The organism is Bacillus alkalicellulosilyticus (assembly GCF_002019795.1).
Taxonomy (GTDB): Bacteria; Bacillota; Bacilli; order Bacillales; family Bacillaceae_F; genus Bacillus_AO; species Bacillus_AO alkalicellulosilyticum.
This window is the reverse complement of sequence record NZ_KV917381.1, coordinates 2,523,934-2,547,557: the sequence shown is the minus strand read 5'-3', so window position 1 is coordinate 2,547,557 and position 23,624 is coordinate 2,523,934. Positions and strand designations below refer to the sequence as shown.

General features: G+C 38.8%; 21 protein-coding genes. 18 read left to right on the top strand and 3 right to left on the bottom strand.

From position 1 onward, the window contains the following. Nucleotides 1-559 precede the first annotated feature (559 nt). Nucleotides 560-1,972, top strand: a complete 1,413-nt coding sequence (locus tag BK585_RS12815) for a Na+/H+ antiporter NhaC family protein (protein WP_078553796.1) — start codon at nucleotides 560-562, stop codon at nucleotides 1,970-1,972. Nucleotides 1,973-2,136: 164 nt separating this feature from the next. Here BK585_RS12815 and BK585_RS12810 read toward each other — a convergent pair whose 3' ends face one another. Continuing rightward, nucleotides 2,137-2,574, bottom strand: a complete 438-nt coding sequence (locus BK585_RS12810) for an NUDIX hydrolase (RefSeq protein WP_078553795.1) — start codon at nucleotides 2,572-2,574, stop codon at nucleotides 2,137-2,139. A gap of 410 nt (nucleotides 2,575-2,984) precedes the next feature. Here BK585_RS12810 and BK585_RS12805 point away from each other — a divergent pair, with 410 nt between their 5' ends. From BK585_RS12805 to BK585_RS12785, 5 genes are all read left to right on the top strand, one after another. Then, nucleotides 2,985-3,281 carry a hypothetical protein gene (locus tag BK585_RS12805; RefSeq protein WP_078553794.1) on the top strand — a complete coding sequence of 99 codons (297 nt, stop codon included), beginning with the start codon at nucleotides 2,985-2,987 and terminating at the stop codon, nucleotides 3,279-3,281. 96 nt (nucleotides 3,282-3,377) lie between these two features. After that, the gene (locus BK585_RS12800; protein ID WP_078553793.1) at nucleotides 3,378-4,232 is read left to right on the top strand and encodes an AAA family ATPase; all 855 of its coding nucleotides are present in this window, start codon (nucleotides 3,378-3,380) and stop codon (nucleotides 4,230-4,232) included. Nucleotides 4,233-4,244: 12 nt separating this feature from the next. Next, nucleotides 4,245-5,141 (top strand): HNH endonuclease, encoded by an 897-nt coding sequence (locus BK585_RS12795; RefSeq protein WP_078553792.1) that lies wholly within the window; start codon nucleotides 4,245-4,247, stop codon nucleotides 5,139-5,141. A gap of 9 nt (nucleotides 5,142-5,150) precedes the next feature. Next, nucleotides 5,151-5,558, top strand: coding sequence for an SMI1/KNR4 family protein (locus tag BK585_RS12790; protein ID WP_078553791.1), 408 nt, complete (start codon nucleotides 5,151-5,153; stop codon nucleotides 5,556-5,558). A 25-nt stretch (nucleotides 5,559-5,583) separates the two neighbouring features. Continuing rightward, entirely contained in the window at nucleotides 5,584-6,672 is a 1,089-nt protein-coding gene (locus tag BK585_RS12785) for a DNA alkylation repair protein (protein ID WP_078553790.1), read from the top strand. A gap of 43 nt (nucleotides 6,673-6,715) precedes the next feature. Here the strand turns inward: BK585_RS12785 and BK585_RS12780 are convergent, their stop codons facing one another. After that, nucleotides 6,716-7,021, bottom strand: coding sequence for a hypothetical protein (locus BK585_RS12780; protein ID WP_078553789.1), 306 nt, complete (start codon nucleotides 7,019-7,021; stop codon nucleotides 6,716-6,718). A gap of 144 nt (nucleotides 7,022-7,165) precedes the next feature. Between BK585_RS12780 and BK585_RS12775 the strand changes: the two genes are divergently transcribed. The 12 genes from BK585_RS12775 (at nucleotide 7,166) to BK585_RS12720 (ending at nucleotide 22,679) form a co-directional block, all read left to right on the top strand. After that, the gene (locus tag BK585_RS12775) at nucleotides 7,166-8,485 is read left to right on the top strand and encodes a flavin monoamine oxidase family protein (RefSeq protein WP_170885577.1); all 1,320 of its coding nucleotides are present in this window, start codon (nucleotides 7,166-7,168) and stop codon (nucleotides 8,483-8,485) included. Nucleotides 8,486-8,958: 473 nt separating this feature from the next. Further along, nucleotides 8,959-10,209 (top strand): ATP-grasp domain-containing protein, encoded by a 1,251-nt coding sequence (locus BK585_RS12770; protein WP_078553787.1) that lies wholly within the window; start codon nucleotides 8,959-8,961, stop codon nucleotides 10,207-10,209. 5 nt (nucleotides 10,210-10,214) lie between these two features. Further along, a complete protein-coding gene (locus BK585_RS12765) occupies nucleotides 10,215-11,045 on the top strand; it encodes a Rossmann-like domain-containing protein (protein ID WP_078553786.1) in 831 nt (276 codons plus the stop codon). Between the two features lie 3 nt (nucleotides 11,046-11,048). Then, on the top strand, nucleotides 11,049-11,852 hold the full coding sequence (locus BK585_RS12760; protein ID WP_078553785.1) for a class I SAM-dependent methyltransferase: 804 nt from the start codon (nucleotides 11,049-11,051) through the stop codon (nucleotides 11,850-11,852). Nucleotides 11,853-11,861: 9 nt separating this feature from the next. Next, nucleotides 11,862-13,067 (top strand): MFS transporter, encoded by a 1,206-nt coding sequence (locus BK585_RS12755; RefSeq protein WP_078553784.1) that lies wholly within the window; start codon nucleotides 11,862-11,864, stop codon nucleotides 13,065-13,067. A gap of 39 nt (nucleotides 13,068-13,106) precedes the next feature. Further along, nucleotides 13,107-14,654: an ABC transporter substrate-binding protein gene (locus BK585_RS12750; RefSeq protein ID WP_078553783.1), complete on the top strand. Its 1,548-nt coding sequence runs from the start codon at nucleotides 13,107-13,109 to the stop codon at nucleotides 14,652-14,654. An 11-nt stretch (nucleotides 14,655-14,665) separates the two neighbouring features. Next, a complete protein-coding gene (locus tag BK585_RS12745; protein WP_078553782.1) occupies nucleotides 14,666-15,637 on the top strand; it encodes an ABC transporter permease in 972 nt (323 codons plus the stop codon). Beyond that, nucleotides 15,630-16,457, top strand: a complete 828-nt coding sequence (locus BK585_RS12740) for an ABC transporter permease (RefSeq protein ID WP_078553781.1) — start codon at nucleotides 15,630-15,632, stop codon at nucleotides 16,455-16,457. Before BK585_RS12745 ends, BK585_RS12740 begins: the two co-directional genes overlap by 8 nt. A gap of 11 nt (nucleotides 16,458-16,468) precedes the next feature. Further along, the gene (locus BK585_RS12735; protein ID WP_078553780.1) at nucleotides 16,469-17,977 is read left to right on the top strand and encodes an ABC transporter ATP-binding protein; all 1,509 of its coding nucleotides are present in this window, start codon (nucleotides 16,469-16,471) and stop codon (nucleotides 17,975-17,977) included. Between the two features lie 118 nt (nucleotides 17,978-18,095). Next, a complete protein-coding gene (locus tag BK585_RS12730) occupies nucleotides 18,096-19,235 on the top strand; it encodes a cysteine synthase family protein (protein ID WP_078553779.1) in 1,140 nt (379 codons plus the stop codon). A 267-nt stretch (nucleotides 19,236-19,502) separates the two neighbouring features. Then, nucleotides 19,503-20,939 carry an alpha/beta hydrolase family protein gene (locus BK585_RS12725; RefSeq protein WP_170885576.1) on the top strand — a complete coding sequence of 479 codons (1,437 nt, stop codon included), beginning with the start codon at nucleotides 19,503-19,505 and terminating at the stop codon, nucleotides 20,937-20,939. A gap of 141 nt (nucleotides 20,940-21,080) precedes the next feature. After that, nucleotides 21,081-22,679, top strand: coding sequence for a glycoside hydrolase family 43 protein (locus BK585_RS12720; protein ID WP_078553777.1), 1,599 nt, complete (start codon nucleotides 21,081-21,083; stop codon nucleotides 22,677-22,679). A 54-nt stretch (nucleotides 22,680-22,733) separates the two neighbouring features. Here the strand turns inward: BK585_RS12720 and BK585_RS12715 are convergent, their stop codons facing one another. Beyond that, nucleotides 22,734-23,147 carry a YkvA family protein gene (locus tag BK585_RS12715; RefSeq protein ID WP_078553776.1) on the bottom strand — a complete coding sequence of 138 codons (414 nt, stop codon included), beginning with the start codon at nucleotides 23,145-23,147 and terminating at the stop codon, nucleotides 22,734-22,736. Nucleotides 23,148-23,624 lie beyond the last annotated feature (477 nt).

Sequence of the window (23,624 nt, the reverse complement as noted above, 5' to 3'; positions counted from 1 at the left end):
TGTTGATATAAAACCTTACAACATTATTTTGAATATTCATACAAATTAACTATAACTAACTGACCAACATAATAAATATTACATATGGGTTTAACCATTATGCTAGTTAATAGTATTTGTTTTTTTGCTATTTTTAATTGAATAATCTATGTATACACCAAAGCCGGGACAAAAGTAAAAACAACTTTTTTGTCCCGGTCTTTAAGTGCTTATTTGCTTATTAAATCACCTTTATTGAATGATTGGAAAGGGTGGTGGCCAAAACGGTGGTCTTGGTGGAAGACCCCAATATGGTGGGTAAAACCAAAATGGCGGCGGGTAGACATAGTATCTAGGACGTCTATGAAAGAAATAAGGTCCATACGGGTACACAAAAAACACCTCCTACTGTCATCTAAGTTAAAATATGTAAATGCGTTTGGTTTTGTGATAATTGTCTAATATAATCCGTCTTTTGTAATACATTCTTGTATCTAAGTTCTTCATCTTCATCGGGAAGTATATTATTTCACATCCTTCACAAGCTAACATTATCTTACAACCAAGATAGGTGAATGTGATGGATACAAGTTGGTTCTCGATTATTCCGTTTTTAGTCGTTATTCCAGTAGCTATATATACAAAACAAGTATTACCTGCTTTGTTTTTAGGTCTGTTAGTTGGAGCATATTTAATGGACCCGACGATTTTAGGTGGGATTCAAACGATGTTTGTGTATGTCGTACAAGCTTTAATTGATACGAATAACATTAAGATTGTCGTCTTTTTATATGCTTTTTCAGGACTTGTTGGTATGGTGAAAATGACGGGTGGAATTCGTGGTTTCGTTGAAAAAGCGGCTGAGAGAATTCAAACGAGGAAGCAAGCGTTAGTTCTTACTTATGTTTCAACGCTCGGGACATTTATTGCTCCTACGTTTCGTTTTGTGACGATAGCTCCGATTATGAGGGCCTTGCTTAAAAAGGTTAAAATGACAACAGCAGAACTTGGCTTTGTGATTGAAACAACAGCTACACCGGTTATTGTTCTTATTCCTGTGGCAACTGCGTTTGTGGGCTACATGGTATCGATTATCCAAATTGCGACTCAAAATCAAGGGGTAAATGTGGACCCCTATTCTTTGTTTATTCAAAGCATTCCGTTTAATTTCTTTTCAATCGTTACCATTCTACTTGGCATTTATTTAAGTTTTTTTCATCATTCCAGAAAAAAATCAACAGCTCCAACTCAAATTGATGAAGATGTAGAAGACGAGGAAGATTGGCATGAGTGTCATCCTGCTGTGGATAAAGAGTTGCCAATTAAACCATTTAACTTACTATTGCCATTGGTATTAGTCATTGGATTTACGTTGTTCCTTACTTGGTATGATGGATTTACTCAAGGTTATGGTTTTTTTGAATCGTTTATCCAAGCAGATGTACTTGATGCGATGGTTGTTGCGCTTTTAATTACAGTTCTTCTTTCAATGGCTTTTTATTTATTGCAACGATTTAAACTCGATGAACTAATATCAGGATTTATTAACGGTGGAAATGACTTAATGTCGGTTATCTTACTTTTGTCGGTCGTATGGGGTCTTTCTTCAATTACAGATGACCTTGGTTTTTCTGCTTTTGTGACGGCACATGCTGGATGGATTCCACAAATGTTCATTGCTCCTCTTATATTTATTTTTGGCGCGGCTGTATCTTATTTTATCGGTTCAGCGTGGGGGACTTGGGGGATATTAATGCCACTTGGAATCTCGCTCGCTGTAGTAGGGGACGTTTCGCTACCATTAGTTGTTGGAGCTGTTTTTGCAAGTGGAGCGTTCGGGGCATTTGCCTCACCGCTAAGTGATGATACGAATACGATTGCCAAGATATTGGGTCTATCGGTTATTGAGTATGCTAAATATAAACTAAAACCAGCTTTAATTGCAGCTGGAATTACGACGGTGATGTATGTTGTGGTTACCTTTATCTTTTAATGTGAGGCTATGTTAATTTTTAATATTACTATTAGAACAAAAGAAAACCGCCTTGGTGAAAAAGGCGGTTCATTTCTTTAGTGCAAAGATTAATCACAAGAACCCTTGTGCAACTAAACACGCCTTTGTATTTTGACATTACATTCTGATGTTGTCTCAGTGACTTATTCAATATAATTCACTGAGCCGTTAAAGTTCAAATAAGCTTCATAACGCATTTTGATTGCGGGTAAAGTAATAAAATCCAATACATTTTCTTTTGGAACCCACCTACACTCGCTCGTTTCATCAGAAGTAGCTAACTCTCCACCCACTGCTTTGCACAGGAAATCAAACATAACCTTCGTAGGGACATCTGTCACACCGTCATACCATTTATGTAAGGCTGTATTCGAAACAACACTAATTAATTGGTGAACGGTGGCGTCTATTCCACTTTCCTCTTTGATTTCACGAAGTACGCCATCAATCAGGTTCTCACCAATTTCAGTTATCCCACCAGGGTATACCCAACCATCGTCATGTGCTTTTACTAATAGGTTATTTCCATTGCCATCTTCTACAATTCCGCCTGCCGAGACAATATGTGTTGGAAACGACATGTCATAACCTCCCAATACGGTAATTTTGTATATATATTCCACATGATTCCTGTTATTTCCTGCTGTTGTGATTCGGGGGGGGTTCGGGGGGTGCCTGGCACCACCCGAACAAAAATAAGTTCTGTGTCATAAAACCTGACCAAAGATGTCTGAAAACTTAAATAATGAGATATACTACGTGTAAGAACAAAAGGGAGTGATATAAATGACAAACATCGACTTGCAATTATACACAGACGAAGAAATCCATTGGGTGCTCCACCAAAAGAACGAACAAAAAAAACGCCTTGCACAAACTGAGGAAACGGAACCAACTGAAAACTAAAACATAGAATGCTCGTCTAAAAATTTGGAATAACCGCTAGAGAAATGCATATAGTAAATAGAACGTATGAAAGGACTGATTATCCATGAGATATGTATTTAAAGAAGCTCATTCTGAAAATGAATTGATGACTAAATTCATTGAACTCGTTAGACTAAATAAGCATGTGAAACTAAACAAATCAAATCCAACATTGGCATATAGCGTAAAAGAGTTTATTACGGTAAACAACGTACATCCAATGAAATTAATCAAACTAATTGAGAGTTCGATGACTTCTAGTTCATTTAAAACAGAATTCCCAATTGAAGTAATTGAAAATGCGAATGTCACTGACTTCCATTGGGTGGATAATGAGTCAGCCGAGGCTACTATTGTTTAGTAGTCTTTTTTTTTTGGATTTTTTTCGGATACGATATAAAAACACCGCAAGATGGTATAATTATAAGAATAAATTTATGGTTTGGTAGGGATATCTATGATTTATTTACGAGAGTTTACATTTCCTGATGAAGAGATGGAATATGGCTTTTTCATGAGTATACAAAGAACGTGCTATGATTCATTTTATCCGTTTAAAATTTTATCTGGACGAGGTCTTGAAACACTTGAATTTGAACCTGTGACGATATTATACGGTGGGAACGGGTCGGGAAAATCGACAGCATTGAATGTTATTGCAGAAAAAATAGGAGTGCAACGAGATTCCCTTTATAATAAATCCAATTTCTATCCTGACTTTGTGAAGATGTGCGTTCTTGAGCAAGCGCTAGATACGCCTAAAACGAGTAGAATTATTACAAGTGATGATGTTTTTGATTATGTGCTGAATATCCGGAATCTTAATGAGGGAATTGATCAAAAACGGGAAGAACTATTTGATGATTATTTAGATGCAAAGTACTCTCAGTTTCAAATGAAATCAATGGCAGATTATGAACAGTTGAAGAAAGTAAATACCGCGAGACGTAAAACCCAGTCCCGTTTTGTGAGAGAAAAATTAATGGATAATGTAAGGGGACTTTCAAACGGGGAAAGTGCATTTAAATATTTTACTGAAAAGATAACGGACAATGGAATTTACATCCTAGATGAGCCAGAAAACAGCCTTTCTCCGAAACGACAGATCGAACTACTACATTTTATTGAAGATTCTGCTCGTTTTTTTGGTTGTCAGTTCATTATATCCACTCATTCTCCATTTTTGCTTTCAATGAAAGGGGCCAAGATATATGACCTTGACGAGAACCCCGTAATTGTAAAACGATGGACAGAGTTAGAAAACGTGCGTATGTATTTTGACTTTTTTAAAAGAAATGAAGATAAATTTTGAGGGAGAGTCTAAATGAAAAGGAAGCTGTTGCAAAAGATAGGGGACACCTCAGGTAAGGTGGTTGGTGGACTGCTCGGGGGAAGTATTAAGCTAGCTGCAAAAGCTGTCAAAAGTGAGTATGTGCAAGAAGTGGGAGACAGTGTATACAAAGCGAGTCATTTCACGTGTCATACAATTGGTGGGCTTAGTCAGGGAGTCGTTGACACAGCTTCTGGTCTCATAAAAAAAGACAAAGAAGAGGTCTATGAAGGATTAAGTGAGATCGGTGGAACAACGTTGAATGCGACGAAAGTGGTTGGAAAAGGAATAGCTTATACAGCGAAAAGTTCGATTGATGTAGCTTCTGGCGTTGTGAAAAAAGACCGCGATAAAACGAAACAAGGGTTAAATAACTTAGGGAAAGTTGCGGCTGTTGGAACCATCGCCTTTGGGGTTGTCGATGTCATCGATGGTGCTACTGGCGTGGAAGCAGCGGATAGTAGTGAGATTCAAACGATTGATACAATTAACTCAGACTTGGCTGGACAACTTCATCCTGTAAGCGGTGTTCCTTTTGAATCAACAATTGTAGAACTTCCGGATGGTTCGCACGTAGAAGGTGTATTCCCGGTTTTTGAGTCAGCATTCGATGCTCAACTAGATCCCGAATTTTATGAAGCTAGTGATTATATGCATGCCCAGCTAGCCAACGACCAGCTGTCGCTAGCGATTCAACAAGACCCAAGTGTTGGTGCACCGTTTAATGAAATACAACTAGAACAAATACATAATGGAGACACGCCTGATGGATTTACATGGCACCATCATGAAGAAATGGGTAGAATTCAATTAGTCGAAACTGAGCCACACGACCAATCAGGCCATAGTGGTGGTCGAAGCCTTTGGGGTGGCGGCAGTGACAATAGGTAGGTGTCGGAGATGAATCAAATAACATGGCGTTATAGCAAAGGACAAGTGAGTGAAACAACAATATCAGAATTGGAACGGTTTTATAATGTGGCCTTCCCTCTATTTTATAAAGAGATTATTCGAAAATATAACGGAGCACGTCCAACGTTACATCCAATCAAGCTTGAAAATGGCAAGGAAGTTAAACTACGGTCATTTCTTGCAATAGGGAAAGAACATGTAGATAATATCTTCTCCGTAAACAAGCATCTAGAGGACAAGCTTCCTTCTGGCGTTATCGCTTTTGCAAATGATGATTTTGGAAATTATTTTTGCTTTGATTTTAAAAAACGGAAATCTAATGAAGTGGTGTTTTGGGACCATGAAGACGGGAAGCTCGTTCGTCTAACTGAGGGGTTTCACACTTTGTTTAGTTGATGATTAAAAAGGAGGAGGGAATTCTATGGCAGAGTTACTAAAAGACAAATATAATAAAACGTTCTTTTCTGAATTTATTGCGATTGTGAAGTCGGCTTACCCTTCCTTTGATGAACAGAAGTTTTTAAAACACGTCTATACAGATGACTGGGAACTACTTGAACTAAAACAACGAATGCGGCAAGTCACAAAAGCAGTCCAAAAGACTTTTCCTAGTTCCTATGAAGAAGCGATTCACCTCCTCGAAGACATCGCTCCAAAATGTAGAGGTCTAGAGTATTTATTTTTCCCGGATTTCGTTGAAGTGTACGGACTTGAACAGTGGGAATCTTCAATGAAGGCACTTTCGATTTTTACTGAGTTTTCTACGTCGGAATTTGCGATCCGTCCATTTATTATGAGGGACCAAGAAAAAGCATTCGAACAGCTGAGAAAGTGGTCTGTAGATGAAAATGAACATCGTAGAAGACTAGCATCAGAGGGGTGTCGCCCGCGTCTCCCATGGGGTGTCGCATTACAATCGTTGAAGAAAGACCCTACGCCAATCCTTCCGATTTTACAAACGTTAAAAGAGGACAATTCTTTGTATGTCAGAAAAAGTGTTGCCAATAACGTAAACGACATATCAAAAGACCACCCGGGATTAGTGAAACAAATTATACGAGATTGGGGTGGGAAACATCCGAATACGGATTGGATTTTGAAACATGGGAGTCGAACATTACTGAAAAAAGGGGATAAGGAAGCTCTTCGCTTATTTGGATTTACGGATGTAACGGAAGTTGATGTAGAAAATGTTACTTTATCCCATGAACAACTTTCCATCGGTCAGTCCTTGCAGTTTTCTTTTGACTTACATTTGAGAACAACACAGTCTCTTCGAGTGGAATATGTGATTGATTATGTAAAAGCCAATGGAAAACACTCTTCAAAAAAATTTCATTTGTCGGAAAAAGAATACAAAAGTGGAAAGGTTACCATGACAAAAAAACATGCATTTAAAGACCTATCCACAAGAAAACATTATAGTGGTCAGCATAAACTAACGATCGTCATTAATGGAGAAGAAAAAGCGAGTGAGTTTTTTATCCTTCTTGCATCAAGCCTTCAATGAAGAAGGCTTGATGAAGTAGCTCTAACGAATCTTTTCAAACAGATCAATCTTTTTTTTCGTTTCTCCTCATATAATAACTTAAAAGTTCTTCATAATAAGAAAGTCTTATTATAACAATGAAAAACTGCGAAATTAACCCCACAATAAATCCAAGCAATAGATGGAAGTTCGCTTCTAATATAACGAATGCTGATTTCATGAATACGCTATAAATAACAGTTAGTACAAGAGGAATCACAACATAACATAATAGCTTGGGTCCCCAATTATCCATTTGAATGTATCTGCAAAGAATTAATCGATATATTAGCATTCCTGAAACTACCCCAATTAAAAATACCAAAGACATGTCACTTGTTCCTTTCGTCTTTTTGTTATCGTATGGTTTGATTTTTAAAAATGTGCTCAGCTCCTGACAATGATTTAACAGCAGAATGTAAGTTAGAGTTCAAGGATAAACTAGAAGGAAATAACAGTTAGGAGTGACCTTGTAGTGACCGATGTTCTCATTATTGGGGCAGGACTCGCAGGACTATCTGCTGCACAAGAACTAACCAAAGCAGGCTATTGCGTAAGAATCCTTGAAGCAAAAAATCGAGTGGGCGGAAGGGTGTTATCTGTTCCATATCAAGGTGGCGTATTGGAACTTGGTGCCCAATGGATTGCTCCTACTCACAAACGTGTACATGCTTTATTAAAAGAAGCAAATCTGACTCTTACACCAACCTTTACTAAAGGAAAGACGCTTTTCTTCAACATGAATACATACGAAAAAATAGATACACAACCTTTTTCTCTACATGCAAAGATAGACATGTACCGCTTTCAACAAAAACTGGATAAGTTGGCTTCTACTCTTCCAATGGAACGCCCTTGGCAAGCTGAAAAAGCAATGGATCTCGATAGTCAATCTGTTGAGAAGTTTGTTCTCCACACCCTCAAAAGTGAGACAGGAAAACGGTTTATTCAAAGAAAGCTAGAAGAATTGATGTGTAAGAATTTATCAGAAGTTTCCTTGCTTGACTTACTGTGGAACATACGTGCGGCAGGTTCTGTTCAGAATATTTTAAAAGCAGAAACTTATTGGTTGAAGGAAGGAACACAAAAACTAGCAGAACATTTATCAAATGGGCTTACTAAAAGTATTGAATTTGGTGAGGTAATACAAGAGGTTTGTTGGAACGATAATCAAGTAACGGTAAAGAGTAAACAACACACTTGGAATGCAAAGAAGCTAATTTTAACCATGCTTTCGCCTTTAACAAATGAAATTCACTTTGAACCTCCACTACCTACACAATACGTGCAACTCACTCAGAACATCGGTGAAACTGCGGTCATAAAAGCGATGGTTGTATATGATCGTCCTTTTTGGCGAGATAATGGTTTAAGTGGCTCTTCGTATGGAGGGGAAGGACCAATTCATATGACTGTTGATAGTTCGATTGAAAACCAGGTAGGTGTGTTAACAATCATTTCCTCGGGTCGAGAAGCTCTTTCTTTTGGAAAGCAATCAGAAGAAGAACGTAAGAAAACAGTGATAGAAATTTTAAAAAGATTATATGGAGAGAAAGCTAGTACGCCGATTTATTACAAAGAGAAAAAGTGGACAGAGGAGCCTTTCATAAGAAGTGGATACGGTTCTCATTTTCCCCCGACTGTTCTTACTCAATACAAAGAGGCATTATATCAGCCTGTTGGACCCATTCATTTTGCAGGCAGTGAAACTGCCACAGAATGGCGCTTGTATATGGAAGGAGCACTTGCTTCTGGAGAGAGGGTGGCCCAAGAGATTATTGAAAAACAAAATTGATATTTAGTGTAAACGTTTAATAGCTATTTGATATGCATTACTCTGACGAAACGTCACGGTAACGCTGGAATATAATCAACTTAAACCAAACAATTTTGTTCAAGTCAACCTCATGGTTCCTTGAAATACTGTTGTAAAAAGTAACTTTTCGCTGTTTTTAATAAATGAGTACATCGAATGAAAGAAATAAGTGAGAACAGACAGGGGAATTCCTTTATTTCCCTATTTGGTATATCCATAGTAGTGATTTTTTGGGTGATTGTCCATTAAAAACGGTTTCCAAAGATAGTTATTATTTAAAAAAATAACTTATTTTTCAAAGTGATACTTTACTTTTAAATGGAAGGTGGCCATAATAGAACTTAAATCGTAATTATTACGTTTTGTTGTCGGTAATAAAGATAATTAGTACATAAGCTGAGTATCTACCAAAATGTATAGTGAGTACCGTTTTAAAAAAAAGGAGGTTTATTATGGCACATATTTTGATGATAGAAAGTTGGGTGGGAGCAAGCGGAAATCTATTACCACCGCTCTTACGTTCTTTAGGACATACCTATACGTTTGTTACTCGTAAACCAGATCACTATCAGAGCGCGCTTGAAACGGAAAAACACCCTGTGATAAGGTTTGCGGATGAAGTTCTAGTAACAGAAACAAATGATATACCAAGTTTAATAGACTATGTAAAGAACTATCACTTTGATGGTGTCATAACCGTTTGTGATTATTACATTGAGACAGTTAGAGAGGTTGCAAAAGCATTTAACGTCCCATGTCCTTTTCCTGAGGAGGTACAAACAGTTCGCCAAAAACACCTTATGCGACAGGCGCTAGACAAAGCACAACTGGATAATCCAAAATATGGCCTTGCTCAGAACTGGGACGAAGTGATAAGTATTGCTGAGGATATTTGTTTTCCTCTTGTTATGAAGCCTGTAGACCTAGCATCAAGTGCATTTGTAAGCTTCATTGAAAATGAAAGTGAGTTACAGAAAGCGTATCAGTCTCTTGAAGCCTTTCCACTGAATTTTAGAGAACAAGAAAGAGATTGTATTTATCTCCTAGAGGAATATATGCACGGGGAAGAGGTTAGTGTAGAAAGCGTCTCATTTAACGGTGAAACAACGGTGTTAGGCATTACCGATAAATCAATCACGGGGAATCCTTATTTTATTGAAAATGGTCATATGTTCCCAGCAAAGTTGGATGAAAAAGTACAAACAGAAGTGATCCAGTTTGTTAAAGCCACTCTTGATGCGGTCGGTTTTGACCATGGGATTGCTCATACAGAAGTGAAGTTAACGGCAGAGGGCCCTCGAATTGTTGAAATCAACCCTAGAACAGCGGGGAATTATATTGTTGAGCTTATCGAGCGAGTAACGGGAATTAATTTACTTCATGCATTTGTTGACCTTTCGTTAGGAAAAAAACCAACCATTACAGCAAAAGAACAAGGAATTACAAGTGCGGCAGCCATATTTTTGGTCCCTCCTCAAAGTGGCACAGTTACAACGATTCAGGGAAGAGAATGGCTTGAGTCAAATGAGCATATTGCCCGTTATAAACTTGAAAACTGTGTCGGTCAATTTATAAACACTCCGATCGATAATGCATGCTATTTAGGTCATGTAGTAACCGAAGATAAAAAAGGGCTTAAAGCAAGAGAGTATGCAGAAGAAGCTCTCAATCACATTACTTTTAGCTTTGAGCCAAAGGGGTAGAGTGTATGAAATCCTTTCAGACACAAGATTATTCATCAGTTGATGATTTAAAAAAATCTATAGTTGAAGGTAGGATCGGACCTAAACCAGAAACTTTTTCAATTACTGGAGCTTCTTATATCTATCAAACTACACAATTTCCGTCATCGACTACTAAATATCATAATTATTATTTGTTGTTGAGAGTAGGGTCTTATTTTGGAGCTTGTGCTCATACACCAGAGCAACTCGATGTTGATATAGCAGAGAGCATGTCAGGAATGCCGCTTGATACAACGATAGAAGATAGTCGACTTCCTGTGCGAATAGCAGGTATAGATGCTTATCTTGGTGTTGTTTACCCGCACAGCGAGAACTGTTCGAAGGTGGTGACTCTACCAGCGGGAACACCAGTTGAAAGAGCAGTATTTCGTGATAATCTTATCGCAGAAATGACTGATATAAAGGAAGGGCAAAAAGTGGCACTTATTGGTGTCGTTAATCCATTAGTTGAGGCGATTACAAAACGTGGGGCGACTTGCTTGCCATGTGATTATCAACTAAAAGAAACGCAGTGGGGAGACGTTGTTGAAAAAGATATGGAGATAGTTCTCGGTAATGCTGATAGTGTCATTTGTACAGCAATGACATTAAGCAATGGAACGTTTGACCGCATCCTCGAGCGAGTGAGAGAAAGGCGAATTCCATTAACTGTTTATGCGCAAACAGGAAGTGCCGTGGTTGCACAATTTATTAATAATGGTGTGACGTCGCTTATTGCTGAGCCATTTCCATTCTCACAATTTAATGCTTCTGAATCACAACTCTATTGTTATAAAGCAGTGAAAGGAGAATAAGAGATGAAAGTTGATTTGAAACTAAATACTGACAATTTCCTTCATACCAACCCTGCTCTTTATTCCGCCTTTAATGGAGACCATGACTACAGTATGGCGCAGTTTATACATAATATTTTTATTGAATTTAAGGTTGGAAAAAAGGTACTTGATGTTGGTTCGGGACTAGGGCGTGAAGTGTCTTATTTGACAAATAAGGGGTACGATGCAACTGGATTAGATAACTCTGAAGATATGATATCTTGGGCTAGGAAACACTATCCAGGGTTATCGTTTGTGTATGGTCATCAATCCGACTTTGATTTACAACAGCAATTTGATGCAATCTATTGTGTAGGCAGTACGTTTTTATATAACTATACGAATGATGATATTATTTCAAGTTTACAGTGTTTCCGAAAGCATCTTAAGAGCGGTGGACTTATCTATCTTGACATGCGAAATGCTGCTTTCTTCTTCACAAAAGAAGGACAACGGTGGTTAACCGAGGACCTAGTAGACCAGACTCTTTTAGATGATACCGTTATTACATTAAAGACAAGATTTAGCATAGATTATTCAAATCAACTATTAGAACGTGACTATTGCTGGGATGTTGCAAGCTCTACACCAATAATAGAGCATTTGAGGCATCGTCTTTTATTACCACGAGAGTTAGATTTTTATTTGTCTACGTGTGGATTCCGGATCCTTCAGCTTTTTGATAAACCAGAACCACATGTCTCTAAGTATGAGTTACAACATCCTTTATCGTATAGTCATGATTTACAAGGAAGACGCATGCAAGTGATTGCTCAAGCAATATAGGAGGACAATATGGCTAACTCATCAGGGAGTGAGCGCCGAGGGTTAATCATCCTCTTAGTTTTCACCTTTTTTATGGTGATCGGGTTTGGAATGATTATGCCATTAATCATCGGACATTATGTAAAAGACATTGGTTTTTCGGCTACAATCGTGGCATTAGCTCTCGCTACAAGACAATTTTCCCAGCAAGGACTTGCCTTGGTGGGAGGGACGCTAGCCGATCGTTTTAATATACGGAGTTTGATTAGCATTGGGGTTTTTCTACGTTCTATCGGTTTTGTTACGTTGGCTTTTTCTGAAAATATACTCCTCTTGTTTGTCTCGATGATTCTAATTGGGCTTGGGGGAGTATTGTTTGAAATGCCATATCAAACTGCAATTGCTACTTTAACGAATGAAGAAAATCGCTCAAAATATTATTCCTTAAATCATACAGTAACCGGTATTGCAAGTACGATTGGACCACTAGTAGGAGCGCTCTTATTACGCTTTGACTTTAAAGTCGTTTGTTTTGGAGCGGCGCTATGCTTTTTGACTACCTTTGTCATTTCACGATTTGCTATGCCACCTATTGTTCGTACTGAGCCATCTTATTCGGTAAGGGCTTCACTTAAGACTGTAGCAAAAGACAGACCCTATCTACGGTTGACGTTGCTTATGGTTATCTTTTGGCTAGCCGCATCACAAATTAACATTATTTTTCCGCTGCGAATTCAAGAGATCTCAGGAAATGCAGAAAGTGTGGGAGTTATGTTTGCAGTATATGCGGCAGTGACAGCTGTTTTACAATACCATCTTGTGTCTTTTACATTGAGAAAATTCTCACCGAGACAAAGTGTAGTCATTGGTATTGCCATTATTGCATGTGCGCTGTTTTTGATATCTTTTGTGCACACGACGATGATGTTTTTAGTAGTAGTAGTTCTCTTTACATTTGGGATGATATTAGCAAGGCCCAATCAGCAATCGATTGCGGTTTCAATGGCTGACCCGAAAGCACTCGGGATGTACTTGGGAGTTAATTCTCTAGGATTTGCAATCGGTGGAGGAATCGGCACGATGATAGGTGGCATGTTCTTTGATATGGCAATAAAGACTGGATTTATGATGATCCCCTGGTTTTTCTTTAGCTTTATAGCTATTGTAGCCATGTTTGGATTTATGCAGAGTAAGAAGGTTGGAGTACCAAAAAGTGTTACTAGTATCATGAAATAACAAATATAGATAGCCACTATGGTGGAAAAGGAGATTCAAATGAAAAGACTTTTATTTTTATTCTTAGTACTGATTGCACTCGTAATAGGAGTTGGTTGTACAAATGTAACGAGCACAGAAACTGACGATACAGAAGACCAGGAATTAATAATCGTAGGTCAAGAAATTGCGGCAAGCTTAGATCCAGTTGAGCCACTTACGTCTAGCTATTTACGAAATGCAGGAGCAGCTGAAGCTCTTTTTAAAGTGAACCAAGCCGGTGATGTAGTACCAGAACTTGCTGAAAACGCAACATCCATAGATCCTGTTACATGGGAAATAAAAGTAAGATCTGATGCTCATTTTTGGAGTGGTGAAGTCGTGGATGCTCGTGCAGTTATTGCCTCTTTAGAACGTTCAAGAACACTAGACATACAAGCCCTACCCTTTTTGGATGGATTAACCTTTACTGAAATTGACGAGTATACCATAGAAGTGAAAACGAACCGTGAACACGTGCCAGTTCCTCTTAATCTATCTTATTACCAAACTGTAATTCATAATGCAGAGGCCAGCCAAGATTCTATCGAAACAATGGACCTTACCGGTATGTATAAAGTGATAGAATTTACACCGAAGCAAAAGATGGTTCTTGAAGCAAATGAGAAGTACTGGGGAGAGAAGCCAGTAATTAAGAGAGTCGTATATGAAGAAATAAGTGATGAACAAACAAGGGTACTTTCTGTGTTAAGTGGGAGTAGCCATGTGGCATTAAATATTCCAGTAACAAGTTTGGAGCAACTTTCTGAAAGTGATGAAGTAACAATATCAGCTACTCCGGCTGCTAATACCCAAACGATTTATTTGAACCTTGCAAGACCTCAGCTTCAAGATGTTAGAGTAAGGCAGGCATTGTCATGGGGGATAGACCGTGATGAGCTCGTTACCCTTGCTGTGGAAGGGCAAAGTGTTCCAGTTACTACATGGCTAGGATCGAACCCCGCATATGCCGAAGCAAAAGATGCGGTTTACACTAAGTTTGACGTCGACAAAGCCTCTCAATTATTAGAGGAAGCTGGGTGGGTTATGGACTCGGATGGTCTAAGATATAAGGACGGAGAGCCATTAACCATAAGCTTGATGACTTGGGGTGGTGATAAGGCGTTAGGAGAAGCTCTACAACATCAATGGACTAAGATTGGTGTTAAAACAGAAGTGCAACATGGAGATTATAGCTTAATCCAGACGGCTCGCGAATCTTCGGATTGGGATGCATCAATAGAGGCTTGGAGTACATTTGGGGATTCATTTTCTTTGCTAGAAGGGCAATTTTCCCCGCAAGGAAGTGCTAATTATGGTGGTTATGATGATGAACAAACAAATGAATTACTATCACAATTGGGTAAAGCGACTGATGATGCAACGCGCCGTGAGTTAGCTTTAAAGGTAAATGATAGAGTCGCAGAGCAAGCTCCAGTTATTTCTTTATTTCCGAGACCGCAAATGACCGCTGTAAGTAAGTCTCTTCAAGGGTTTGAAGATCACTTTAGACAGTTTGAGAATGTAGTAAATTCCAACTTGTCATTGGATTCTACTGAGTCGAAGTAGGTTTTGCTTAGATGTACAAGGTGGTCATTCGTAAAATAGCCGAAGCCTTAATTACGTTATTTTGTGCAACTCTCTTAATATTTGTTCTGATTCATCTATCGCCTGGGGATCCTGTTACCATCCTATTAGGTCAGCCAACAGAAATGGCTAGCAGCGATACTCAGGCTTATGAGGATAGAGTAAAAGATGTACGCTATCAGCTTGGGCTCGACCAAACGTTGCCTATCCAGTACCTTAACTGGATAACAAGATTGGTACATTTTGATTTAGGAACTTCCATTCATACAGGAAGATCTGTAAGTTCAGAACTGGCTGAAAGACTTCCAGCCACTATCCTACTATCTATCTCAGCTCTTAGTTTACAAGTGGCGGTAGGTTTGATTTTTGGGGTCGCCTCCGCACGTCGTTCCGGGAAAACATATGATAATCTTATTAGAGTCTTTTGCGTCATTCTCGCATCTACTCCAGCGTTTGTCATAGGTTTAGGTTTATTATCCCTACTGGCTGTGACGTTTACTGTATATGACATAAGTAATGAAGCTAGTATGAAAAGGCTCTGGCTTCCTGCACTAACTTTAGGATTTATAGGGGCCCCACAACTGATCCGAGTTGTGAGAGCTAACATGCTTGCTGAGCTTGGTCAACTCTATGTTCTATCAGGCCTCTCAAGAGGTTTGGAAAATAAACTAGTAATCAAGCACGCAGTAAGGAATGCCTTGCTTCCAGTTGTAACAATGGTGGGGCTTTCCCTTGTTACACTGGTTAGTGGAGCTGTTGTCATCGAGAGCATTTATTCATGGCCCGGTATTGGGAAGTATGCGTTAGATAGCATTTTGCTCCACGACTATCCTGTAATACAAGGCTATGCCTTCATTATGGTATCGGTTGTAATTTTAATTAATGTAGGAGTAGATGTAGTATACGCACTCGTTGATCCTCGAGTAGCACATAACCGAAAAGTAGGAAATGAAAAATATGTATAAAGGTAGTTTACCGCTTAGTCTTATTTTTGGCATTGCAATCCTTTTTATTATAGTGATTCTAATCATAGGTGCCCCAGCTTTTACAGCGTTTGACCCGTTGGAGCAATCTGTATCAGAACGTTTAGAAAAGCCAAGTCTTACACATGTATTGGGAACAGACCGCTTTGGAAGGGATATCCTTTCACGAACACTATATGGGGGGAGGACAACGTTATTATCTTCTTTTATCGCCCTTTCTGCAGCGCTCTTACTTGGACTATTTGTTGGCTTACTCGCTGGGATGTTTCATAGAACAGTCATCGATAGTCTGTTAATGCGGGTCATAGATGTTCTTCTTGCTTTCCCTTTTATGGTACTTGCCATCGTCATCACAGCCTTGTTCGGCACAAGTTTTATTCACTTACTCATTGCCGTGGTTGCTGTTTGGTGGGTGTCATTTGCACGATTGACAAGGAGCGTGGTTCTTCATGTGAAAACGGAGACAGCCGTTGCAGCCGCAACAGTACTTGGCGCTAAGAAGAGGATAATCATGTTTCAAGAGTTACTACCAAGAGTAATCAGTCCAGTCCTTGTATTAGCAACTTTTGAGCTAGGTAGTTTAATTTTATCGATATCAGCCCTTTCATTCTTAGGGTTAGGATCGCAACCTCCCACTCCTGAATGGGGAAGTATGTTGGCCGATGGAAGAGACCATTTTTTTCAAGCTCCCCATATTCTTTTAGGGCCGTCTCTCTTTATTATACTTACGGTATTAGCCTTTAACTTGATAGGTGAGGGTTTGCGCGATTGGCTAGATCCCTATGAAAAAATGGAGTTATAGGAGTCGATACTATGAAACAAACAGAAAGAGAAACAATACTTAACGTTAAAAATTTACGGGTTACGTATGAGCAAAAATCTCAATCCACACACGTCCTTAATGACCTTTCTTTTGACCTCAAAAAGGGTGACGTTGTTGCTTTGATAGGAGAAAGTGGTTCGGGAAAATCAACAGTCGCAAAGACCCTTACTGGGCTACTTCCGCCTTCCGCCATGGTTCAAAATGGAACGCTAGAAATAGGGTCATTTTATACCGATTTGACAAACGAAAAAATAGCTTGGCAGGGTATAAGAGGGAAAGAGATTGCTTTGATGTTTCAAGATGCTCAACAAGCTTTAAATCCTCTATTAACGATAGAACAACATTTTAAAGAAGTTCTTCTCTTTCATAAAATCGCTTCAGTAGAAGAAGTCGTACCACTAACAACCAAATTACTTAACAGGCTTAACTTTACTGATGTTTCCAAAATTCTTGATTCCTACCCTTTTCAACTTAGTGGAGGAATGTGTCAGCGTATTTGCCTCGCCCTTGCTGTTTGCCTAAAACCAAAGGTACTTATTGCGGACGAACCAACATCCGCGTTAGATTTGCTCAGTCAAAAAGAAGTTCTTCTTTTACTCAAAACCATGAAAAAAGAATATGATTTGACAGTCTTGCTGATTACTCACGATTTAGATGTTGCCAAAACCATAAGTAACCGGATAATTGTTTTACATCAAGGAGTCATCGAAGAAAAAGGCAGTACAAAAGCTGTTTTTTCAAGAGCTAAGGCTCATTATACAAAAGAATTGCTTATGGCACGTTCTCTAATTGCTAGACCTCGCAGTGTCGATAAACGATGGAATAGTAATGAACCTATACTAGAAATCATTGATTTGGAAAAGTCATTCAACTCGAAAAGTAAGGTACTACGTGGTTTAAATCTCACATTGCACAAAAAGGAAATCGTAGGAGTATTAGGACAAAGTGGTTGTGGCAAATCGACGTTAGCTAAATGTATTACCGGACTAGAACTTCCAAGTGGAGGACAGATTTTATATCGCAATGTGGATATTAGTCGGATAAAAGGTAACCAGAAACGTCAGATGTGTCAGCATATTCAACTCGTTTTTCAAGATGCAAGAGCAAGCCTTAACCCTCGCCGTTCAGCATTGCAACTTGTACAAGAGCCACTTCATTATTTACAAATAGGACATAAAAAGGAACGAGAATCTTTAGCTAAGTTGTACCTGCAGGAAGTAGGTATTTGTGAGGAGACGCAAAAAAGAAGACCGCCACAGTTAAGTACAGGTCAATGCCAACGGATCGCTGTAGCAAGAGCACTTGTTCTTAAACCGGATATTCTTATATGTGATGAAGCAGTTTCGGCGTTAGATATGAAAATACAATCCCAAATTCTAGTTTTATTACAACGCCTACAAAAACAATTTGGCTTTTCGGTCATCATGATTTCTCATGACCTAAAGGTTTTAAAATTTATTTGTGATCGGATTGCAATAATGAAAGAAGGGAGTATTTAGCGAAATAAGTCACGTTGAACCCGTGGTAAGCAAAGGTAAAAAAACACTTTTTTCCATTTATTGGCGAAAGTGAAAATGACAGGAAAGAAGAGCTTTATCAGTAGAGGGGGACGATTTTTTGATATCAAGTATACTGGAGACGATTGGAAATACACCACTATTAACCATACCAAATAGTAATAAAGCGGATGAAGGTCAAGTCTTGTTTAAGTATGAACGTTACAATCCCGGAGGAAGTATTAAGGACCGAGCTGCATTGCATCTGATAGAAGAAGCTGAGAAAAGAGGGTTACTTGAACCAGGTGGCACTATTATAGAGTCCTCAAGTGGAAATTTTGGAATTTCTCTAGCAATGATTGGCGCAGCAAAGGGCTATCATGTCATTGTTCTGGTGGATCCTAAAACAACAAGTGCAAATCTAGCGCTTTTAAAGTGTTTTGGAGCTGAAGTTATTGTTGTAACTGAACAAGATGATTGTGGAAGTTATCATAAAACCCGAATTTCACTTGCTAACCAACTGGCAAAGGAAATTAAAAACTCATACCGCCCGGACCAGTGCTTTAACCTTCAAAACAGTGAAGCCCATTATAAAAGTACTGCCCGAGAAATCATGGAGCAATGCTCTAGTAATTTATCTACTTTCATTACTGCTGTAAGTACAGGTGGACAATTGGGAGGGATTTCTAAGTATTTGAAAACGTTTGCTCCTGGGGTACAAGTCATCGGTGTAGATGCAGTTGGGTCTGTCATTTTTGGTGGTGAATCGGATTCATATCGTATTCCAGGCATAGGTCTTGGTTGGACACCTGTAAATTTGAACATTGAGAATATAGATAGAACCTATAAAATAACTGATGAACAAGCATTTCTGACAGCTCGAGCATTTGCTAGACATGAAGGAATACTGATGGGACCTTCAAGTGGTGCATGCGCATTAGTTGCCCTAAAAGTAGCCCAACAATTGGGACCTGAAGAGCGAATTGTTTGTATGATTTCTGATGGAGGAGACCGCTATATTCAAACATTATTCAACGATGAATGGTTGGAACAACAAGGTTTTCGCAAAACGGTTGATATAGAAACCATTCGTGAAATGGCATTACAGTTAAAACCCTGGAGTATTTCTCCATCATCTTGTGCGAATTATAGAGCAGATTTAACAGCAACCCTAGAAGTACCCCACTCAACATTACAAATGAACTTAGAATTACGTACACAAAGTTATACAAACAAAAAGAGTTCTATTTATATGGACTAAATCTACGTTAGGCATGATGAAACTGTGATTAGAAGGCGAGACAAAATATGGTTTTTATCTTTTGTCTCACCTTCTTTTGTTTTTTCTTCTTTTTTTAGGAACCTGTTAGAAAATGAAGGGAGCGGTTTCACACAGTGCTTTTAATAAAACTTTCCTATTGTAAACATTGTTAATTATTGGTAAAATATTGTGTGTTCCAACATCTTATGATACCGTACTTGCTAAACTTAAAGGAAGATAATGTGCTGTCAAGAAGGGAAGAGACTCATGAGGATTTTTGAAATATTAGTGTTAGCTGTTCAATCCATATGGCTTATCTCATTTTTATCGAATCGATTTAAAAGGTGGAAACATAAAATTGGCATAGCTTCGCTCCTTGTAATAGGTATTCATCTTATTGTTGAAGGATACCGGTGGCAGTTGGGGTTGGCTTATGTAATAGCGCTGCTCATTGCTATAAGTCTAGTAAAAGCTATTATTTTATCTAAGAAGATAGAGAATGATAGTATACAAACAAGCAAACCAAAATGGAAATTGCTTTTGATTGGCCTTTTCGGAACATTGTATGTAGCTATGACTATATTATTAGCCTTGTTATTTCCTGTATTTCAATTGCCTACAGCCACTGGTCCTTATCAAACAGGTGTCATAACAGAGCACTTAGTGGATGAAAGTAGAAACGAACACTGGACGAACTCATCCGAATATAGAGAAATGATGGTAACCGTTTGGTATCCAGTCGACCCTGAAATCGAGAGTAATGTGAAAGCCAAATTTCCTCAAAAAGAAATTGCTGGAGCGATTTCAACACTTTTTCATTTGCCTTCGTTTTTGTTCGACTATCTAAAGTCCGTCGACGTTCAATCTTATGAAAACGCACCTGTTTCAAAACAAGTACAAACGTATCCAGTTCTGATATTTTCTCATGGGTACGGAGGCACCCGAACGCAAAACCTATCACAAATGGAAGAACTCGCGAGTCACGGATATGTCATTGTTAGTATTGATCATACGTATGATTCGGGTTATACCGTTTTTCCTGATGGAAGAGAAGTTAAAATGGTTAATTCTGAGCTTTCTGATGAAGGACACCATCAAGCCATCCAAACTCGTTCACAAGATGCTAGCTTCGTATTGGACCAACTTAACTTATGGAATTCAGAATCTGACAACCTTTTTGCCAATAAACTAGATTTAGAAAAGGTAGGCATGTTTGGTCATTCATATGGAGGAGCAACAACGGCAAAAACACTCGCCACAGACGAACGCTTCAAAGCAGGGATAAATATGGACGGTGCCTTATATGGCAATGATGTTACCCAAGGGCTTTCACAGCCGTTTATGAATATCATAGCAACTGACACCTTTACCTACACACCTACCGAACAGGAACTAGAAATGATGAATATGAGCCAAGACGAATATATAGAAGATAGAGATAGACGACTACGTGAAATCAATTATTTTTTTGAAGAAGGGGTAAGAGGAGATTCCTATAAGATTACATTCTTCTCCGGAGACCATATGAGCTTTAGCGATTTACCTTTTTACACACCGTTGATGAGTTTTGGGTTTGATGAAAAGAAAATACACGAAGTTATGAATTCAAACGTACTTGCCTTCTTTAACCGTTATGTAAAAGGGATAGAGGATGAGGTACTAAAAGAAGAGAGCAATTCCTTATTTCAACTTGAGGTGAAATAATAGTAGAATATTAGAGTATCTACTTTGAAGTCGGACAATCGCAGTGTCGGCTTCTTTTTTTATTCCTATATGTACGAATTCATGGATAAAAGTAAACATACCATTTATAATGAACACATCTCATAAAATGGAGGTACGTACATGCCGAAAATCACTAATCCAGTGCTACCAGGGTTTAATCCGGACCCTTCTATTATTCGTGTTAAGGATGATTACTATATTGCCACTTCCACGTTTGAATGGTTTCCTGGAGTTCAAATCCATCACTCTAGAGATTTAGTTCATTGGGAGTTACTCACTCATCCACTGTCAAAACAAAGCCAAATTGATATGATAGGTAATCCTGATTCTGGCGGAGTGTGGGCACCATGTCTTAGCTATGATAATGGTACGTTTTATTTAATTTATACAGATGTTAAAAGTCATAGTGGTGGGTTTAAGGATACTCATAATTATCTAGTTACTGCTAGCGATATTATGGGACCTTGGTCAGAACCGATTTACTTAAATAGTAGTGGATTTGACCCCTCTCTTTTTCATGATGACGACGGTAGAAAATGGCTCGTGAATATGGTGTGGGACCATCGAAAAGGGAAAAATTCCTTTGGAGGAATTTTATTACAACAATACTCGGTGGAAGAAAGCCGCTTAATCGGTCCTATTCAAAATATCTTTAAAGGAACAGCACTAGGATTAACAGAAGCACCTCATTTGTATAAAAAGGATGGCTATTACTATTTGATGACAGCGGAGGGTGGGACGCGATTAAAACACGCGGTTACGATGGCCAGGTCAAGGTCGATTGATGGACCATATGAAGTTGATCCTACTAATCCTATTTTAACTTCTTATGAAAAACCTGAACTTACACTTCAAAAAGCAGGGCATGGAAGCCTTGTTGAAACTCAGACAGGGGAATGGTATTTAGCTCACTTATGTGGACGACCATTGAAACCATCGGAAAATTGTAATTTAGGAAGAGAAACCGCTCTCCAAAAATGTTACTGGACAGAAGATGGCTGGCTTAGGATTGTTGGAGGCGAGGCACAAGTAGAGGTCGAAGCTCCAGATTTGCCTACGCACGCGTTTCCACCTGTAGCCGCAAAAGATGATTTTAATGAAGAAAATTTATCAATTCATTTTAACTCTCTTCGATTTCCGCTTGAGGAAGACTGGGTAACTTTAAAAGAAAGACCCGGATACCTGCGACTATTTGGTAGGGAATCTCTGAACTCAGTACATCATCAAAGCCTTATCGCAAGAAGACAACAAGCCTTCAAAGCAACGGCTGAGACGGTGGTTGAGTTTAAACCTGAGAACTTTCAACAAATGGCTGGGTTGGTTTATTACTATAATACAAAGAACTACTACTACTTGCATATTAGCCATGACGAAGAAATTGGAAAGTGTTTAGGAATATTATCTAGTAATCGAGGGCTTTATGACGAGCCAGTAGATGAAAGAATTTCAATAGAAGGTGTGGAACGCTATTACCTCAAGGCAGTTCTATCCTATTCAGATTTACAATTTTACTATTCTCATGATGGAGAAGAGTGGACAGCCATTGGTCCAGTATTGGATGCAAGTACGATTTCAGATGAAAATGCTGAGATTAATGTAAACGGCTATTTCTTAGGTCAAGGGTTTACTGGGGCTTACATCGGGATGTGTGTTCAGGATTTAAGTGGGCAAAAGAAGCACGCTGACTTTGATTATTTTAAGTATGAGGAAATGAAATAAAGAAAAGGGAATCTATCTCATTTGATAGATTCCCTTTTTTGGTCTGTTACTACATTAACTTTCTTTGTTATTATCTGTGTCGATTTTGTTATCGATTTCTTTTATACTTCCGAGTGCTTCTTCACCAAATAGAGCAGTTAGTTTTTGTTTAGCTTTCTGTTTTGTGTTTTCATCAATATAAATCATTACCGTAATTAAGGCGCCAATTAATACGGAAATATCATCACCGTACCCAATAATTGGTGTGAAATCAGGGATGGCATCAATAGGAAAAATTAAATACCCCAGTGCTCCTAGGATCACTGTTTTTGCTTTGACTGGCAAATCAGGCTTTTGGAGCGTGTAGTAGAGGACTAGAGCTGCATAAACGGTACTTACTCCAGCTTTTTTTCCTACCTTCACAATGTTTTTCCAAAACGAATCCTCTGAAAACTGCTGTGAGTACTCTACTTCCTTCAACCCAAACACCTCTTTTTTTTACAATAGTATACCATCTACAATATAAAACTAGTAACATTTATTGCGAGGGAATATATGGAAAAAGCAGAGAGGGAAGGGAGAGAATCTATTGAATCCCCATACGGACTGGTGCAGAGGAGGGAGAATCGAGGGAGTCCGAAAAGAGAAGGGATACGGACTGGAGCATAGGAGAGAGAATCGAGGGAGTCCGAAAAGAGAAGGGATACGGACTCAAGCAGAGAAAGGAGAAGGGAACGAGTCCGAAAAGAGAAGGGATACGGACTCAAGTAGAGGAAGGAGAAGGGAACGAGTACGAAAAGAGAAGGAATACGGACTTAAGCAGAGGAAGGAGAAGGGAACGAGTCCGAAAAGAGAAGGGATACGGACTTAAGCAGAGGAAGGAGAAGGGAGCGAGTCCGAAAAGAGAAGGAATACGGACTCAAGCAGAAGAAGGAGAAGGGAGCGAGTCCGAAAAGAGAAAGGAAA